Genomic DNA, 16,213 nt, shown 5'->3' with positions numbered 1-16,213 from the left:
TCTCCGTCATTGCATTTCAAAATTAATCAAAAATTCTAGAGTTTAATTTAATATAAATATACGAAATAGGCAAGTACTTTTTCTTTCAACAAAATGAAAAGCGAGGATAATCGCCGCTCTCCTCGCCTTACTTTTGATTAAACAGTTCATGAAGATGGGCCAATTTACGTTCCAATGAACCCATAATTTCTCGACCAATGTCTTCGCTAATCAGTCCTAAGCGGACCGCGTACTCTACTTCTCGAGAAAGCCCGAACATTTGGGTATCCAGCACTTCTTCATACAGTGGGCACTGCGGCATGGTCAGGTTTTCCATCTGTACGTCGATCAGCTTGTAAATTTTGTCGGCGTCTGCTTGAAGCAACGCTAGCGCTTTTTGTTCCAGATCGGGAACCTTAATTTCTGTCAAAACCTATCCCTCCGTTTGCCTCCATCCTTATCATACATAGTACGCGATTCTGGGCCATTTGAAAAGGGGCGAAGACAGATCAACTGCAAGAAGCTAAAAGATACCAAGCTTCCACTCTTTTGAGAGCTGCTCCAACAGCTTGACACCGGCTACCGAATTTCCTTTATCATCCAAAGATGGACCGAATACTCCAATCCCCATACGATGTGGCACTGTTGCCATAATACCGCCGGCAACTCCACTTTTCGCGGGAATTCCTACATCAATCGCGAACTCACCAGAGGCATTGTACATCCCACAAGTCACCATGAAGGTCTTGCAGATTCGCGCTACTTCTTCTGGAATCACTCGCTCACCCGTATTCACGAGAATTCCGTCTGCTGCAAGCACCATCCCTAGTGTAGCTACTTCCTTCGCTGTCACTTCTATCGAGCAATGGCGAAAATACAGATCAAGCGTTTCTTCTACATCCGTTTCCAGTATGCCGCTGTCCTTTAGAAACCAAGCCAGGGCACGATTGCGATCTGCCGTTTTCTTTTCCGAACAATAAACCGCTTGATTGATAGAAAGATGAGGATTTCCCGTCATTTTCCGCATCAAAGTCAGCACAGCATCTAGCCGTTCGTCCACGTTGGCACCGCGAATCATGCCCGCAACCGCAATAGCTCCTGCATTAATCATCGGATTCAGTGGTTTATGGGATTCGGTCGTCTCGAGTTTAATAATCGAATTAAACGGGTCTCCCGTTGGTTCTTTTCCCACATGCCGAAACACGTGGTCCTTCCCGTTCTGGCATAAGGCGACGATGAGAGAGAATATCTTGGAGATACTTTGCATCGAGAAAGGCACATCTGCATCACCAGCAGAAAAAATCGTCCCATCGGGCAAGCATACAGCCACTCCCAATTGATGCGGATCGACTTTTGCCAATTCAGGGATGTAGGAAGCTACACTCCCCTTGTTTGTATACGTAAGTGACTGGTTGCGTACTTGCTCCAGTTGTTTGGACGCTTGTGTCAAATCCATCGAAAAACCCCTCAGTCTATTACGTCGATGTATATAGATTCGATTGTAGATTTCTATATGAGACATGTCAAATTTCTCCTACTTCTGCACGGCCTGCTCCAATCGTTCCATCGCTTCGACTAAAATCGATCTCGGGCAAGCAAAATTGATTCGCATGAACCCTGCACCATCGGGCCCAAACGTCGTGCCATCGTGTAACCCGAGCTTTGCTTCCTCGCGAATGAGCTTGTTTAGCTCCGCCTGACTACGTCCTAGCTGTCTAAAATCCATCCACCCCAAGTATGTCGCTTCCGGAATCGCCATGGATACCCCAGGAATACGAGCCGATAAAAACTCATGTACATAGGCAGCATTCCTATGTAAGTAGATCAACAGTTCTTCCAGCCATGCTTCTCCATGTTGGTAGGCAGCAATCGTTGCTTCCATCCCAAACAGATTCAGATTCTCATAGCCCATTTTGGATGCTGTGGTGGAGAAGTTCCGCAATAACTGCTGATTTTCTGTCATCAGGTAGGAAGTATACAGACCTGCCAAGTTAAACGTTTTGGCGGCTGATAGGAAGGTCACACTCTGGTTGGCTATTTCCGGTGCCAGCGAATAGAAAGGCGTATGAACATTTGGCTCATAGACCAAATCCGAATGAATCTCGTCGGCAACCACAAGCACGCCATTTTCTACACACAATTGTCCCAAGCGCTCCAGCTCTTCTCTCGTCCATACTCGCCCGATCGGATTATGGGGTGTGCAGAGCAGCATGAGCTTCACCCGCGGGTCGCTCAGCTTTTGTGCGAGATCATCCCAATTCATTTCATAACGCCCGTCACGCTCCAAGAGTGGGCTGGTCACGACATGACGTCCGCGATTTTCGACTGCATGGTAAAAAGGATGGTACACAGGCGTCTGGATCAAGACACCCTCCCCTGGGGCTGTATAAGCCTCTACCGCTACGTGTATGCCAGGAACAACTCCAGGTATTCCTGTCATCCAACTCACTTCTACCTCTACACCAAATCGTTTGTGTATCCACTCTTTCAAGCTCTGATAAAGGGCATTTGACTTCAACGTGTATCCGTATATCGGGTGACTTGCTCGTTTGATCAGTGCCTCCGTGATTTCAGGAGCGCAAGCAAAATCCATATCCGCCACCCACAGCGGAAGCATTCCTTCACCGTTCACTTTTGGATTCTGAATCTCCCATTTGACACTATCTGTCCCTCTGCGTTCGATGCGCTGATCAAAATCGTACACTTTCGTTCCCTCCCTTAATTCCCTTCACATTCATACACACAGCATAAACCGTCTTTTTCCAATTGTCCAAGCTTCTGGTGTACGAAAAAAAGAGCCGCCCAATGAGCGACTCTCTTCTTACGAAAGAACAGATTAGCGAGCGTATACACCAGGACCAAATGGGAGATCCAGGAAGTACCATGCTGTCAATTGCAAGATCCAAATGACCAGGAAAACGATTGCATATGGAGTCATGGTAGAGAAAATCGTTCCCATTCCTGCATTCTTATTATACTTCTGATAAAAAGCCAGGAAGAGCGGAATGTACGGATTCACAGGTGAGATCGTATTGGTTGCAGAGTCTGCGATCCGATAAGCGACTTGGATAAACGCCGGATTGTAATCCAGCAGCATCAGCATTGGCATAAATACAGGTGCCAGGATCGCCCACAACGCTGAACCACTTGTGATAAACAAGCTACAGATACCTGTGAAGAGTGTAAAGGCAATAATGATCGGCAAGCCAGTCAAGCCCATGTTTGTCATGAATTCTGCGCCATTGACAGCCATCAAGATACCGATGTTGCTCCAGTTAAAGAACGCGATGAACTGCGCTGCTGTAAACGCTAACACAATAAAGCCGGACATATCCTTGATTGCTTCGGACATGTAATGCGGAATGTCCTTCGATGTTTTAATCAGTCCCATTGCTCTACCGTACACAAACGATACGGTCACGAAGAACAACAGGATGATGGGAATGATCCCTTTCAAAAACGGTGATGTCAAGAAGTCGCCTGTCTTTGGATCACGCAACAGTGAACCTTCTGGAACGACCAGCAATCCTACGATGACTACGAAAATCAACGCTGCGATACCCGTTTTACGCAGTGCTTTGTTTTCTTGAGGCGTTACTTCCTCGAATTGTACGTTTCGATCGCCGTGATACGTGCCAAGGCGTGGTTCGATAATTTTATCGGTAATCCATCCACCAATGAAAGCGAGGATGACAACGGAAGCTGACATGAAGAACCAGTTATCTACTGGTGTAACCATTGCATTCGGATCAATCGTTTTCGCTACTTCGGTACTGATCCCTGCCAAGAGAGCATCTGTACCGGCAATGAAAAAGTTCGCTGTAAAACCGGAGGATACACCAGCCATACCAGCTGCAAAGCCTGCAATCGGGTGACGCCCCATTGCCAAGAACACAAGACCGCCGAGCGGAGGAATAATAACCATGGCTGCATCAGAAGCAAGATTTCCTAATATACCGACAAAGACAATTGCATAACTGACAACCGCTGCCGGAATGCCTGCCATCATTTTGCGTAGAACGGTCGTCAAAAGACCGATTTTTTCTGCCAGTCCAATTCCAAGCGTCATCGCCAGAACGAGACCAAGTGCTGGAAATTCAATAAAGTTTTTCAGCATACTCGTTAAAATCCAGTGAATCCCTTCGACGCTAAGCAAACTCTTAACGGCAACCTCTTCGCCTTTTGCAGGATGCATAACCGAAAAGTCCATGGCTGCGAGAATTGCAGAGACTACCATCAATACACCACACAAAATAATGAACAATACAAATGGATGCGGGAGCTTATTCCCTACCGTTTCAATCCACTTTAAGATACCTTTTTGCTTCATCAGATCTGCTTGCACATTCGTGCCTTTCGCCATAGTTTCGCCCCCTAAGTCGTTTGAATTCCCTGAATGTTTCTGCGGCTTTGCAACCATCCTCGGGATGAATGATGTGGTCTTCCTTCTCAAGCGCTCATCGCCGTTGATGGTACAGCGGGAGAAAGACGAAGTGAGCTTCCCTTTTTCGTGAAAGCCTTTTCAAGAATTGAAAGACTTGTACACAATGCCTTTTATCTGACCCCAACTTTTTAGTCAGAATTCAAATATAGCAGACAAAGTTCACTCTCACATAATAACTTTCTAATATGATTATATAATCTATTAAATACTTGTCAATAATTTTTAGACTATTTTATGAAATTTTCGCTTTTTAGATAATTGCTGTCATTTGCGAGTCTATAGTAATATAGAGATTGATTATGAATGATCACGGAGGAATGACGTATGTCTGATGTTATCGTGTTCAAAGGGGCCATTGCTTTCCCTATTACATTGGATCCAACCGTTTGGGTTTTTGATGAACGCAAATTCGATCTGAAAACATACTCGGGCGAAGATGATAGCTCGCTGGCTACGCAAGCAAAGTATTTGGCTGGCACTGGGACGCAGTGGGATAAGGAATTGCGCGAAGGGGCTACGCTTCCTTCCGAACGAAAAAGCTTAGCCGAAGAACGTAAAGTGCTTGAAGGCGAGTACGGAATTCGTCTCGATCCCTTCATTACAAATGCTGAACCCCTACCAGAGGTGACTCATGTCCGTCTTCACCGCGAGGATCAGGAAGCGATCGTTCTTCCACTTGCAGAGGCAAGAAGAGCCATCCTGCAATTCTCCAAAGACGGCAGGCCTATTAAAGAAGATGGTCCTGTGTACTTTTATTTGCCGGAAGTATTGCTGGCAAATGAAGCGCCGATCAAAGGAATTACCGCTTTGGAGTTTATTACCGAGAAAGCGTAAGATAACAAAAGCCATCCTCCCTTCGAAGAAAGAGGATGGCTTTTGTTATATGTTACGTATGTGTGATGATTTTGCTCTTAGGCGCTGAACTGCGTGATACGGATATTCCGATGCTGTAGTTCTTCGCGAAGCAATTCGATAAAAGCTGCATCTAGTTGAAGGTCGACAGCTCGATGATATACTTCTATCAACATTTGGTCACTTAAGTATTTCACCTTTGCTCACCTCCATCTCTAATATGAGCCCATTGTAACAGAAGCACCTGTATCGAACAACCGTTCGGATATCCACAAGCAATGTGGACATCTTGTTGGTAACATGTGGGCAAATTGTGTGTAACTCATAAGTATCCAAGCATTTCCTTTGTGGATGTTTTTTTCCATTTATCCACAGTCAGTCGAAATTTGTCGAACGAATGATGTGACTATTCTGCCATAATGACCCTTCAAGAAAAAAAGCCACCCTGTTTACAGGATGGCTTTTGTCGTTGCTATTATGCGTTTGCAGCTTCTGTCACGTGCAGAACTTGCTTGATGCGATCAATTGCCCAATCCAGGTCTTCTTTGCTGATGACGAGCGGTGGTGCAAAGCGAATGGTCGTCTCATGTGTTTCTTTGCACAGAAGTCCCAGTTCTTTTAGTTTTTCGCAATATGGACGAGCCGCTGTTGTCAGCTCCAAACCAATGAACAGACCTCGACCGCGAATTTCCTTGATGATCGGGTTGTTGATTTCTTTCAATTTCTCCATGAAGTATGCGCCCATTTCAAGGGAGCGCTGTACAAGGCCTTCGTCAGCCAATACATCCATAGCTGCCACAGCAACCGCACATCCGAGTGGATTTCCGCCAAAGGTAGAACCGTGGGAGCCTGGCTCAAATACGCTCAAGATTTCTTTATCTGCTGCTACTGCGGAGATCGGGAACACACCACCACCAAGAGCTTTCCCCATGATGTACATGTCTGGTACTACATCTTCCCAATCGCTGGCAAACATTTTACCTGTGCGTCCGAAGCCCGTTTGGATCTCATCGCTGACCAAAAGTACGTTGTTTGCTTTACATACCTCTTGTGCTTGCTTCAGGAAGCCCTCTTGCGGAATGATGATCCCTGCTTCGCCTTGGATCGGCTCCAGCATGAACGCTGCTGTATTCGGTGTAATCGCTTGCTTAAGCGCTTCGATATCGCCGTAAGGAATGATTTTGAAACCAGGCGTGAATGGTCCGAAGCCACGTCTGTACTCTTCTGCAGAAGAGAAGGAAGTTACTGTGACCGTACGACCATGGAAGTTGCCTTCACATACGATGATTTCTGCTTGGTTCTCTGGTACTTTTTTCACGTCATAAGCCCAGCGACGAACTGCTTTGAGTGCTGTCTCTACTGCTTCTGCACCAGTGTTCATTGGCAGGATCATTTCTTTTCCTGTCACCGCAGAAAGCTTTTCGTAGAATTCACCCAGTTGGTCATTGTAAAAAGCTCGGGAAGTGAGCGTTACTTTATCTGCTTGATCTTTCAGAGCTTGGATGATACGTGGATGACGATGCCCTTGGTTCAGCGCAGAATATGCACTCAGCATATCCAGATATTTATTGCCTTCCGGATCGTGTACCCATACGCCTTCTGCTTTGGAAATAACGATCGGTAGCGGATGATAGTTATGCGCACCAAATTTTTCTGTTTGTTCAATAACCACGTTTGTTTTACTCATGTCGTTAGCCTCCTTCAAGATCACTTGCTAAAATTATCTAGCAAGAACGATGCCAAATAGGAAAACCCCATAAAGTCGTTCCAATCCGATCAAACGAGCAAAAAAATTTTGCATCTGGCATTCATATTCTTTTGCAGTGCATAATGTTTTTGCACTCATTCCCTTTATGCTATGATACCTTCATAAGGAAAGGCTGGTGACCACGGTGTCGTCTTCTACGCATAATTCTTCATCTGATACTCTCTTGCGCATTTATGAACATATTTTGGACAGAATGAATGAAGGTGTACATGTCATCGATTCGGACGGGACAACGATTGTCTACAATTCCAAAATGACCGAGCTGGAATCGATGACCAGACAAGACGTTTTGCACAAACCTTTGGCAGAGGTTTTTCAGTTCCCATCTGGACAGGAAAGTACCTTGCTCACATGCTTGCGTACCGGAAATAGCATTCGCAATACACGCCAAACGTATTTCAATGACAAGCAAAAAGAAATTTCAACCATTAACAATACCTATCCCATCATTGAAAATGGCAAGATCATCGGCGCAATGGAAATCGCAAATGATGTTACCAAAATGGAACGGTTGATCAGAGAAAACTTGCTGCAAAAAAACGGGTCACGCTACACATTCGAGCACATTATCGGGAGAAGCGGCCCTATTCTCGATGTCATGGAAAATGCCAAACGCGCAGCACGCACCTCCTCATCCGTGTTGGTAGTCGGTGAAACTGGTGCCGGGAAAGAGCTGTTTGTGCAAAGCATTCATAATGCCAGTCTCCGTGCTTCTGGTCCCCTTATTTCACAAAACTGCGCTGCGCTTCCGGATAGCCTGATCGAAGGACTTTTGTTTGGAACGGCTCGCGGAGCATTTACTGGCGCAGTAGAGCGACCCGGATTGTTTGAGCAAGCGGAAGGCGGAACCCTTTTTCTCGACGAAATCAACTCGCTTAGTATGCCACTCCAGGCAAAATTGTTGCGCGCTCTGCAAGAGAAGTCGATTAGACGTATTGGGGACACCAAGGATCGGTCGATCGATGTACGAATCATTGCCGCTATCAATGAAGATCCTGTTGAGGCAATCGCCAATTCCCATCTGCGAAAAGACTTGTACTATCGGCTCGGCGTCGTCACATTATTTCTCCCCCCGCTTCGGGAACGCAAGGAAGATATCCCGATGCTGGTCAGCCATTTTATTGAGAAATACAATGAGCTGTTCCAAATGGAAGTAAGTGGAATCAGCGACGAGGTCCTGCAATTTTTTATCCAGCATGACTGGCCTGGGAATGTGCGTGAACTTCAACACTTGATTGAGGGGGCCATGAATCTGATGATTGACGAATCAACGATCCGCTATGAACACTTGCCCTTGCACTTTTTGCGTCGTATGCCAGCCGCTTCCGTAACAATCGAGCAACCCTCCCCTCACACGTTGCCTTTTGTGGACGAAGGAAAACCACTGAAGGAAACCATGCAAGAATTTGAAACAGCATATATTCACCATGTTGTGGAACGCTATAACGGGAATATTTCACGAGCAGCCAAGGAATTGCAAATCAGTCGTCAGAGCTTGCAATATCGTTTGCGTAAGCTGGGGATTAAGGGATAAGGCATACTAATAAAAACGACGTTCTGGTTTGAATCAACATGGTGGAGGAGAAGAAAAAGCACAGTTCTCTTCGACTCTGACACGCCGAAAAGGGTGATTCACTGTTCGTCTACACTTCAAAAAGGGGCCCGTCGAGCCAAAGCCACCCTACGGGCGGAAGGTTCTCGAGGAAGAAGTGTTCGACAAGCGTGGACCCCGTTTTGAAGTTCCGACTGGGTTGGCTTTGTCAAGGTCTACGAGCCCTGCGCTTTTTCTTCTCACCAGTTTTATTGGTTAATTTCAGTCCAATTTTCCCCTTATCAACTTTAATAAACGCCAAGAATTTTGGCGTTTTTTTAATTATTTTGCATCAACTGCCGAATGTTTTTGCGCTTTTTGGCAGTATATACCTCAAAAATAATATTTTCATAAAGTATTTCGTTTGGTATCATTCTTGCAGAGCATATATCGCTATCGCGCCTGAAAACGCATACATCCATTTAACATACTCGCGTGAAGGAGAGGGTTATATGTCCACAAGCAACATGGAACAGCACAATCAATTGAAACGCACGATGAACAGCAGACACCTCTTTATGATTTCTCTTGGCGGCGTAATCGGAACCGGGTTATTTCTCGGATCAGGTTATACAATTAGTCAGGCAGGACCAGTTGGTGCCATTCTCTCCTATTTAGTCGGCGGCTTTATCATGTATCTGACTATGCTATGTCTGGGCGAGCTGACAGTTGCCATGCCAGTGGCGGGTTCGTTCCAAACATATATGACCCGCTTTGTTAGCCCAGCACTTGGGTTTGGTGTAGGCTGGTTGTATTGGCTTGGTTGGGCCGTGACCGTTGCTTTAGAGTTGTTGTCATCAGGTTTGCTGATGCAACGTTGGTTCCCTGACTCACCTGTTTGGATGTGGTGTGCGATCTTCGGTGCAGTGCTCTTCTTATTAAATGCTTTATCTGCTCGAGCTTTCGGTGAATCTGAGTTCTGGTTTTCCAGCATTAAAGTAAGCGCTATCATCTTGTTCATCATCTTGGGTGGAGCGGCGATGTTTGGCTTTATCGACCTGAAAAACGGACAGCCTGCGCCAATGCTCACCAACTTTACAGAGAGCCCGCTTCTGCCCTTTGGAATCACAGGCTTGCTGATGACGATGATCACCGTGAACTTCTCCTTCCAAGGTACCGAGCTGATCGGGATTGCGGCTGGAGAAAGTGAGAATCCAGAAAAGACGATTCCGAAGGCCATTCGTACGACGGTTTGGCGTACACTCGTATTCTTCATTCTGGCGATTGCCATCGTGGCAGGGATGATTCCACACCAACAGGCGGGTGTGATTGAAAGTCCGTTTGTCGTCGTTTTTGACAGTATTGGGATTCCTTATGCGGCTGACATTATGAACTTCGTTGTCCTGACAGCACTTTTGTCTGTGGCTAACTCTGGTTTATACGCAGCAACTCGTATGCTTTACTCCCTGTCCAAGGAAGGAATGGCTTCGAAAAAGCTTGGGGCTGTAAATGGAAAAGGGATTCCGATGAACGCTTTGTTGATTACGTTTGCAATTGCTCTCTTGTCTCTTCTGTCCGGTATTTTTGCAGAAAATACGGTGTTCATGGTACTGTTGTCAATCGCTGGTCTTGGCGCACAGGTGGGATGGATCTCCATCTCCGCTTCGCAGCTCGCTTTCCGTCGCCATTACCTGAAAAATGGAGGCAAGCTGGAGGATCTGAAGTTCCGTACACCTTTGTACCCTATACTGCCTTTGATTTCCTTGATCCTGAACTTGCTCGTTCTCGTGAGTCTGGCATTCGATCCAGAACAGCGCATCGCCTTGTACTGCGGAGTTCCGTTTATGATCATCGCGATATGCGTGTACCAATTCCATTTTAAAAAGAAACTCGAAGCGTAAATCAAAAAGAAAAGCTTGCAGCCCCCTCTTCAAGAAGGGACTGCAAGCTTTTCATGTTTTATATGCGATGCAATAGGCTTGGCAATGCTACAATGAGATTCGGACAATTTCCGTAACGACTACCATGGCAAAAACTGCAAATCCAAGGGAACTCGTTACAAGCAACATGCGCTTTAGCTTTTTCATATCTTCCATAAAATTCCCTCACTTTCTTGCGCCAATCATCTCTATCGTTATATACGTGTGAACGATGGAAAATGTTTCATTTCGCCCAAAAATATTTACGATCGAGCTATTTTCTTCAGATCATTCCCGATTTGTCCGGTTTGTTGTTCCATGCGATACAGCATCCAGGCCACCCAAAACCCGATGACCAAACAAATGGTCCACGGCAGCCACGGCGTTTGCAAGCGCAGCCCTACATCGTACACCCATCCTCCGGCTATTTGTCCGAACGAACCTCCGATGGCAATCGAATACCCATTGAAGCCGTAATAGGCGCCCACCAAGTCCTTGGGAGCAAAACGAGGAACGACATCCACCAGATTCGGAACAGCAATCATAGTGCCCAGTGCAAAAAGGAACACATCCAAGAGAATGAGCCACAATGAATCGGCAAACGTGAACAAAAATAGTCCCACACTCATAAACAACGTCCCGATGCCAATCAAGGTCAGCCTTTGCTGATAACTCTCCAGCAACTGTGTCACTTTCATTTGAAATAAGATAACAAACAGCGAGAGCGCAGAAAGCACGATCCCTACATTCACCTTGCTATGCGTAACATTCTCAACAAACAGTGGAATCGTTAAAAATACCTGCATATTCAAGTAATAATACCCCATCAAAATAAAGGTATATCGTACAAACAGCTTGTCCTTCACTACCGTGGACATACTTTCCCATATACTATGCCGTGTATTTGTAGCGCGAATCGGTGGGAATAAAAAGAAGATCACGATGGCATTCACTCCGAAGACGGCCCCTGCAAACAATGAAATGTACGTAAAATCAATAGCCGAGAGTGCTGTTCCCACGATTTGGGAACCGACAACCGCAATATTGCCAAGCACATTGCGAAGGGAGAATACTTCTTTTCGGATCGTCTCAGGTGTAATAATCGCGTAGGCAGCAGAGCAAGCAGGCTCAAACAGCGCCCCACCCAAACCGGAAAGAATCGCGGCAACAAAAAAGTGCCACGTCTCGGTACAAAAAGCGAACATCGCAAAACCAATCGCACGTACGCCCAATCCGAGGAACATCGCCCCTTTGTATCCGAAGGCATCCGCAATCACACCGCCTAAAAAGGCAAGCCCTTGTTGGGAAAACTGTCTGACACTCAAGACAATCCCTGCCATCGCCAGTGTCCAACCGATACTACCCGTTAAATACAAAGTGAGATACGGGATTAATGCATAAAAACCCATATTCATCATAAAAGATGTGCTTAACAAGAGCTTCACTGAAAAGGGCGTTTCTCGCCACCATTCCCACTTCATCCCAATACCCCTCGCTCTCCCGATAGCCACATGAAATAAGGATATCCCCAGCTTAGCGAACAGGGTATAATTTGGGAAACGAACATTTTTGTATATGGTAATCAAATATTTAGATAAGAGGGATTCCAACTGTATGGACTTCGAACAATTACGCGCTTTCTACACATTGGCCCAAACGAAAAATTTCACCAAGGCTGCGGAAATGCTCCACTTAGTCCAGTCTACGGTGACAATGCGAATCAAGCAACTGGAAGAAAAAGTTGGCAAACCTCTTTTCATTCGTGATAAAAGAAGTGTTGAGATTACCCAGGCGGGTTTAACCCTTTTGCCGTATGCCGAGAGAATCCTCAAACTTTCCCATGAAGCGCTAAATGAAGTCGCTTCACTCCAGCCTTATGAAGATTATTTATCGATCGGCAGCTTAAACGCGATCTGGACTTCTACCCTCGAGCCGATCTTGAAAGAGTACCACTATCGGTATCCACAAATTGCGATCAGCACCAAGACAGGGCATTCGTCCGATGTCATCCAGTATTTGCTGGACAACGTGATTCAAATCGGAATCGTGTACGTCCCCCCATCCTTGCCCAATTTTGATGTTATTCCAACGTGGGATGATGAAATTGTCTTGGTTTGCTGTCCAGAGAGCCCCATTGCCGCATCTACACACGTCGATTCGCGCGAGCTGCGCAATCTACCGCTGCTGTACATGAATTGGGGCCCTCCTTTTAACGAGTGGATTAGACAGACACTGCCGCGTAATTACGTCCCCAAGCTGACAGTAGACAAAGCGGAGCTCGCCATCGATCTAATCAAAGAAGGTCTTGGCGTTAGCCTGTTGACGCGCTCTACCGTCAAAGCCGAGCTTGCGGCAGGTACCTTGAAGGAACTGATCATAACAGGCAATAAGCCTCCCAAACGCTCGGCGTACATCGTCTTGCCGAAGGACAAAAAAAATAAACCCAGCGTAGAAAAATGGCTGAGTTTAATGAGTGAATTAGGATATTCCACCTAGCTTGCCGTTTACCTGGAATGCGGTATGGGGTCGACGACCGTGCTTCGTCTCCCCATCCATTCTTCATAGCCAAGACGAAGGAGAAAATACCAGCACATCGACAGGAAAAAGCCGGTAAGCACATCACTTACATAATGAACGCCCAAGTACACACGGCTGAACGCGAGCAATGCTACGAAAATAAAAACCGCAGGCTGTACGAGCGACGACCATCTTTTCTCCGCAAACCATTGGGAAATCCAAAATGCAACCATGCAATAAAAGGCTGGTCCAATCATCGCATGACCGCTCGGAAACGAAAAGGACTCCGGTAGCTCAATCAGATTGACGCCACTCGGTCTAGGTCTGGCAAAGAACAGCTTTAAGAGCTCATTTGCGACTTCACTGACACCAAGGGATATGAGAACAAACATTGCCTCCACTCGATATTTCTTTATGTACAGGACAACGATCATCATCACCGCTACTGGTACAAGGAACATGCCTCCGCCCAGATTGGTTACCAATCGGAAAAAAGCGGTCCCAACATCCGAGCGGATCGACTCCGCAAATGCGATGGCAGCTTGGTCCATACCCGCTACTTTCCCCGCTACGTAGAGGGCAAACATAATCGTAGCAAGAACAGCAAACGTTAGTGCTCCGCCTACATATCCATTTTTTCTCGTTGTCTGATTCATTGTTGATCTCCTCTTTCCATCAAAAAGCGCAAGGACTCAGCAAATCGCTGATCGTCTTCACGCGTGCGAGCAGCAGGCCCCTTTGTACGACCTCCCCCGCGCCGATATCTCGCTTTTTCATTTCGTTCTTCCAAATGAAACGCAATCCGTTCTGGGTCAAAAACCATCCCGTGCGGTGTCATAGCATGGGCTTTCTTCCCGAGAATGAGCGCTGCCAGACCAATATCTTGCGTCACCACGACATCTCCTGAACTCGTTTCGTTCGCCAGCTTCATATCTACCGCTTGTGGGCCGGCATCTACCGTTACATGATTTGCGTTGCCGATTTGATGATTATAGCTGGCAAAGGTCAAACAGATCCAGTCGAGCTCCTTGCACAATGCTTGGGCAGTTAAGAGAGCCTGGCGCGGACAAGCATCCGCATCGATAAGAACACGTCCTTTTGACATGGTTGCTCCTTTCATGTGTATTTCTCTCCCCGTATCGATTCATTTTTGGTATGATGGAGGTGGAGAGGAGTGAGTTCACCTTTGCGCTATCAATTTATCCATAATGAACGGCTAGGTATACGACTTCCTGTGCTGCATCTGGAATGGGAAGATTATTCGACTGTAGAAAGAGCGGACATGTTGCTGGAATGGGAAGAAATCCGCGCGACCATTCCGGATCAAATACACCGGGTAGAGAAGGTCATCATCGAAAAAACCAAACAAATGTCCGAAGAAGAAAATTTCGTAAGATCTTGCGAATTGAACAGCGAGATCCACGAATTGGCCAGTGTTATTAACGATCTTAATATATGGTTCCGCGTCCAGCAAGACCATGACACCAAAATCCATCAATAATTCGTTTATGAAAATCCAACAGCTCCTTGGCTTCTTTTTTAGCCGCGGAGCTGTTTTTTATAGGAACGCTATGCTTTTTTTCGCTTGCGACCAATTTCTAACGCCTTCAGTCCTGCAATATGCGGGGCAGCCATCGAAGTGCCATTCAGCTTTTTAAACTGATTCCCCGGCCACGTAGACAAAATATCAACCCCGGGTGCCTTCATATTTACGCCCTTGCCTCTCGCACTGAACGATGCCAATTTTCCCGTTTGATCGATCGCACTAACCCCTAAGACTCCATCGTACCGCGCTGGATACTCCGCTTCTCCCCCTCCGTTGCCTGCCGAAGCTACCAGCACGATTCCTTGCTGATGGGCCCGATTAACTGCTCTCGCCATGGCTTCGCTATACTGGGGCATGCCAAAGCTCATGTTGATCACATCCATCTTATTGGCAATTGACCATTGCAAGGCCTGCAAAATGGTCGACAACGATGATTGACCTTCATGATCAAAAGCACGGACGTCATACAAATGGGCCTCTGGAGAAACTCCGACAATTCCTCTTTGATTCATCTCAGCTACGATGATCCCTGCGACATGCGTCCCGTGCCCATTTTGTTTGCCGCGCACTAGCTGGATGCCGCCCTTTATTTGATCCTTCAAATCAAAGTGATCGCGGGAGATTCCCGTATCGATGACAGCGACCTTGACGCCTGCTCCGCGCCCCTTTCGCCACAATCTCTGTGCCCCCACATATTGAACGCCCCACGGGATTTCATCCTCCCCTTGCGCATGGACGCTTACGGTAATGTTCTCTTCCACCATCGCTTTATACCTTCGAAAAAGCTCCTCATGCTGCTCAAAAATCTTTTGTTTGACACACAAGCAAGAAAGGTCATCATAGCATCGCCATGGAAGTCTCTCGGTTTTAGTCAGAACCTTGGTTTTCAAATCTGACAGTATCTCGGTAAACGGCGTATCCCGATGAAAGCTGACAATTTTCAACCCACTAGCCTCCTGTCATGCATCGTTCTGACTCATCCTATGTCACGGCTCCCCCTATGGGTTTGGGCCATTGCACAACGTTGAGCAAAATAGGCGAATAGCGGCGTGAATCTGTCCAAGCGAACTCCCTTGCTTTTCCATATAACTGCATAGGGCAGGCGTATTCTTTTGAAAGGAGCGAACATCATGGCAAAAGCAAAAGGAAAAGCAAAGGCAAAAGTCAAGCTCAAAGCGAAGGGCAGTCCACGTGATTTATTGAAATCCATTAACAAGAAAAGCAAGAAAAAATGGACGATGGGTGATGTACGATCGCTGGCCAAAGACTTCTCCATGAAAGACTTGAAGGACGACAAGAAATTAAGCGAGCTGATTAAAAAAGTCAGCAAGGCGGTCGGTGTCAAATTATCCGACCAGCAAATGTCCAGTGTAAAAAAACAGGTACACGATCGCCTCGGATAATAAGGTCTCCCCTTGGCTTCGCCCCTCTATGGCGAAGCTTTTTTTGCACAACAAAAGAGAGAGCGAAAAATCGCTCTCCCTCCTGGCGAAGCTACCCAGTGTTTTCGTTAATCGCAAGAGCAAGCAACGATAACGAGCAATACGAACAACACCAGTATTAAAGCAAAGTCGTCAAATCCTCCGTTGAACAGACTCATTCGCTTTCCCTCCTTTGCCAGCAACTAATCATACTGTATGTGCGAATGCTCAATGAT

The 16,213-nt window shown here is 46.4% G+C and carries 17 protein-coding genes and 1 other annotated feature (1 of these 18 only partly in view); of the genes, 6 read left to right on the top strand and 11 right to left on the bottom strand.

The genetic code is table 11. The features are described 5' to 3' along the window. Window positions 1-19 (bottom strand) — a binding site (T-box leader); it reaches 222 nt to the left of the window's first position. A gap of 108 nt (window positions 20-127) precedes the next feature. The 4 genes from ASG16_RS26100 to ASG16_RS26085 all read right to left on the bottom strand — a co-directional run bounded on the left by ASG16_RS26100 (window position 128) and on the right by ASG16_RS26085 (window position 4,342). Next, entirely contained in the window at window positions 128-409 is a 282-nt protein-coding gene (locus ASG16_RS26100; RefSeq protein WP_007725848.1) for an Fpa/YlaN family protein, read from the bottom strand. A gap of 93 nt (window positions 410-502) precedes the next feature. Continuing rightward, window positions 503-1,435: a glutaminase A gene (gene glsA / locus ASG16_RS26095; RefSeq protein ID WP_056493817.1), complete on the bottom strand. Its 933-nt coding sequence runs from the start codon at window positions 1,433-1,435 to the stop codon at window positions 503-505. A 78-nt stretch (window positions 1,436-1,513) separates the two neighbouring features. Continuing rightward, window positions 1,514-2,683, bottom strand: coding sequence for a MalY/PatB family protein (locus ASG16_RS26090; protein ID WP_056493814.1), 1,170 nt, complete (start codon window positions 2,681-2,683; stop codon window positions 1,514-1,516). Window positions 2,684-2,815: 132 nt separating this feature from the next. Beyond that, window positions 2,816-4,342: an AbgT family transporter gene (locus ASG16_RS26085; RefSeq protein ID WP_048032465.1), complete on the bottom strand. Its 1,527-nt coding sequence runs from the start codon at window positions 4,340-4,342 to the stop codon at window positions 2,816-2,818. 405 nt (window positions 4,343-4,747) lie between these two features. Here ASG16_RS26085 and ASG16_RS26080 point away from each other — a divergent pair, with 405 nt between their 5' ends. Further along, window positions 4,748-5,257, top strand: a complete 510-nt coding sequence (locus tag ASG16_RS26080) for a molybdopterin-binding protein (protein ID WP_056493812.1) — start codon at window positions 4,748-4,750, stop codon at window positions 5,255-5,257. Between the two features lie 77 nt (window positions 5,258-5,334). Here ASG16_RS26080 and ASG16_RS26075 read toward each other — a convergent pair whose 3' ends face one another. Both ASG16_RS26075 and ASG16_RS26070 read right to left on the bottom strand, forming a co-directional pair. Beyond that, window positions 5,335-5,472: a sporulation histidine kinase inhibitor Sda gene (locus ASG16_RS26075; RefSeq protein ID WP_007725857.1), complete on the bottom strand. Its 138-nt coding sequence runs from the start codon at window positions 5,470-5,472 to the stop codon at window positions 5,335-5,337. 278 nt (window positions 5,473-5,750) lie between these two features. Then, window positions 5,751-6,962, bottom strand: coding sequence for an ornithine--oxo-acid transaminase (locus ASG16_RS26070; RefSeq protein ID WP_048032463.1), 1,212 nt, complete (start codon window positions 6,960-6,962; stop codon window positions 5,751-5,753). A 196-nt stretch (window positions 6,963-7,158) separates the two neighbouring features. Here ASG16_RS26070 and ASG16_RS26065 point away from each other — a divergent pair, with 196 nt between their 5' ends. Together ASG16_RS26065 and ASG16_RS26055 are read left to right on the top strand one after the other, a co-directional pair. Beyond that, entirely contained in the window at window positions 7,159-8,577 is a 1,419-nt protein-coding gene (locus ASG16_RS26065) for a sigma-54 interaction domain-containing protein (RefSeq protein ID WP_056493810.1), read from the top strand. A gap of 509 nt (window positions 8,578-9,086) precedes the next feature. After that, window positions 9,087-10,475, top strand: coding sequence for an amino acid permease (locus ASG16_RS26055; RefSeq protein WP_056493807.1), 1,389 nt, complete (start codon window positions 9,087-9,089; stop codon window positions 10,473-10,475). Window positions 10,476-10,756: 281 nt separating this feature from the next. Here the strand turns inward: ASG16_RS26055 and ASG16_RS26050 are convergent, their stop codons facing one another. Then, window positions 10,757-11,974, bottom strand: coding sequence for an MDR family MFS transporter (locus tag ASG16_RS26050; protein WP_198674274.1), 1,218 nt, complete (start codon window positions 11,972-11,974; stop codon window positions 10,757-10,759). 133 nt (window positions 11,975-12,107) lie between these two features. On the opposite strand from ASG16_RS26050, the gene ASG16_RS26045 reads away from it, so the two are divergent. Then, window positions 12,108-12,989 carry a LysR family transcriptional regulator gene (locus tag ASG16_RS26045; protein WP_017247917.1) on the top strand — a complete coding sequence of 294 codons (882 nt, stop codon included), beginning with the start codon at window positions 12,108-12,110 and terminating at the stop codon, window positions 12,987-12,989. Window positions 12,990-12,997: 8 nt separating this feature from the next. Here ASG16_RS26045 and ASG16_RS26040 read toward each other — a convergent pair whose 3' ends face one another. After that, window positions 12,998-13,666, bottom strand: a complete 669-nt coding sequence (locus ASG16_RS26040; protein WP_056493804.1) for a phosphatase PAP2 family protein — start codon at window positions 13,664-13,666, stop codon at window positions 12,998-13,000. Continuing rightward, complete coding sequence (locus ASG16_RS26035; protein ID WP_056493951.1) at window positions 13,663-14,115, bottom strand: YaiI/YqxD family protein; 453 nt, start codon at window positions 14,113-14,115, stop codon at window positions 13,663-13,665. The genes ASG16_RS26040 and ASG16_RS26035 overlap by 4 nt, the downstream gene beginning before the upstream one ends. 69 nt (window positions 14,116-14,184) lie before the next feature. On the opposite strand from ASG16_RS26035, the gene ASG16_RS26030 reads away from it, so the two are divergent. Continuing rightward, a complete protein-coding gene (locus ASG16_RS26030; RefSeq protein ID WP_056493801.1) occupies window positions 14,185-14,511 on the top strand; it encodes a hypothetical protein in 327 nt (108 codons plus the stop codon). 68 nt (window positions 14,512-14,579) lie between these two features. Here ASG16_RS26030 and ASG16_RS26025 read toward each other — a convergent pair whose 3' ends face one another. Next, complete coding sequence (locus ASG16_RS26025; protein WP_056493798.1) at window positions 14,580-15,500, bottom strand: S8 family peptidase; 921 nt, start codon at window positions 15,498-15,500, stop codon at window positions 14,580-14,582. Window positions 15,501-15,686: 186 nt separating this feature from the next. On the opposite strand from ASG16_RS26025, the gene ASG16_RS26020 reads away from it, so the two are divergent. Further along, a complete protein-coding gene (locus tag ASG16_RS26020) occupies window positions 15,687-15,959 on the top strand; it encodes a stage VI sporulation protein F (RefSeq protein ID WP_048032456.1) in 273 nt (90 codons plus the stop codon). Window positions 15,960-16,066: 107 nt separating this feature from the next. On the opposite strand, the gene ASG16_RS26015 is transcribed toward ASG16_RS26020, so the two are convergent. Further along, the gene (locus ASG16_RS26015) at window positions 16,067-16,156 is read right to left on the bottom strand and encodes a YjcZ family sporulation protein (protein WP_100169674.1); all 90 of its coding nucleotides are present in this window, start codon (window positions 16,154-16,156) and stop codon (window positions 16,067-16,069) included. Window positions 16,157-16,213 lie beyond the last annotated feature (57 nt).

This window comes from Brevibacillus sp. Leaf182 (assembly GCF_001423865.2).
GTDB lineage: Bacteria > Bacillota > Bacilli > Brevibacillales > Brevibacillaceae > Brevibacillus > Brevibacillus brevis_C.
The sequence above is the reverse complement of the archived record's forward strand: the minus strand, read 5'-3'. Positions and strand labels throughout refer to the sequence as shown.

Excerpts from the sequence above, each read along its gene's own strand:
- glsA (WP_056493817.1), bottom strand. The coding sequence starts at position 1,435 with ATGGATTTGACACAAGCGTCCAAACAACTGGAGCAAGTACGCAACCAG.
- ASG16_RS26085 (WP_048032465.1), bottom strand. The coding sequence starts at position 4,342 with ATGGCGAAAGGCACGAATGTGCAAGCAGATCTGATGAAGCAAAAAGGT.
- ASG16_RS26080 (WP_056493812.1), top strand. The coding sequence starts at position 4,748 with ATGTCTGATGTTATCGTGTTCAAAGGGGCCATTGCTTTCCCTATTACA.
- ASG16_RS26070 (WP_048032463.1), bottom strand. The coding sequence starts at position 6,962 with ATGAGTAAAACAAACGTGGTTATTGAACAAACAGAAAAATTTGGTGCG.
- ASG16_RS26055 (WP_056493807.1), top strand. The coding sequence starts at position 9,087 with ATGTCCACAAGCAACATGGAACAGCACAATCAATTGAAACGCACGATG.
- ASG16_RS26050 (WP_198674274.1), bottom strand. The coding sequence starts at position 11,974 with ATGAAGTGGGAATGGTGGCGAGAAACGCCCTTTTCAGTGAAGCTCTTG.
- ASG16_RS26045 (WP_017247917.1), top strand. The coding sequence starts at position 12,108 with ATGGACTTCGAACAATTACGCGCTTTCTACACATTGGCCCAAACGAAA.
- ASG16_RS26040 (WP_056493804.1), bottom strand. The coding sequence starts at position 13,666 with ATGAATCAGACAACGAGAAAAAATGGATATGTAGGCGGAGCACTAACG.
- ASG16_RS26035 (WP_056493951.1), bottom strand. The coding sequence starts at position 14,115 with ATGTCAAAAGGACGTGTTCTTATCGATGCGGATGCTTGTCCGCGCCAG.
- ASG16_RS26020 (WP_048032456.1), top strand. The coding sequence starts at position 15,687 with ATGGCAAAAGCAAAAGGAAAAGCAAAGGCAAAAGTCAAGCTCAAAGCG.
- ASG16_RS26015 (WP_100169674.1), bottom strand. The coding sequence starts at position 16,156 with ATGAGTCTGTTCAACGGAGGATTTGACGACTTTGCTTTAATACTGGTG.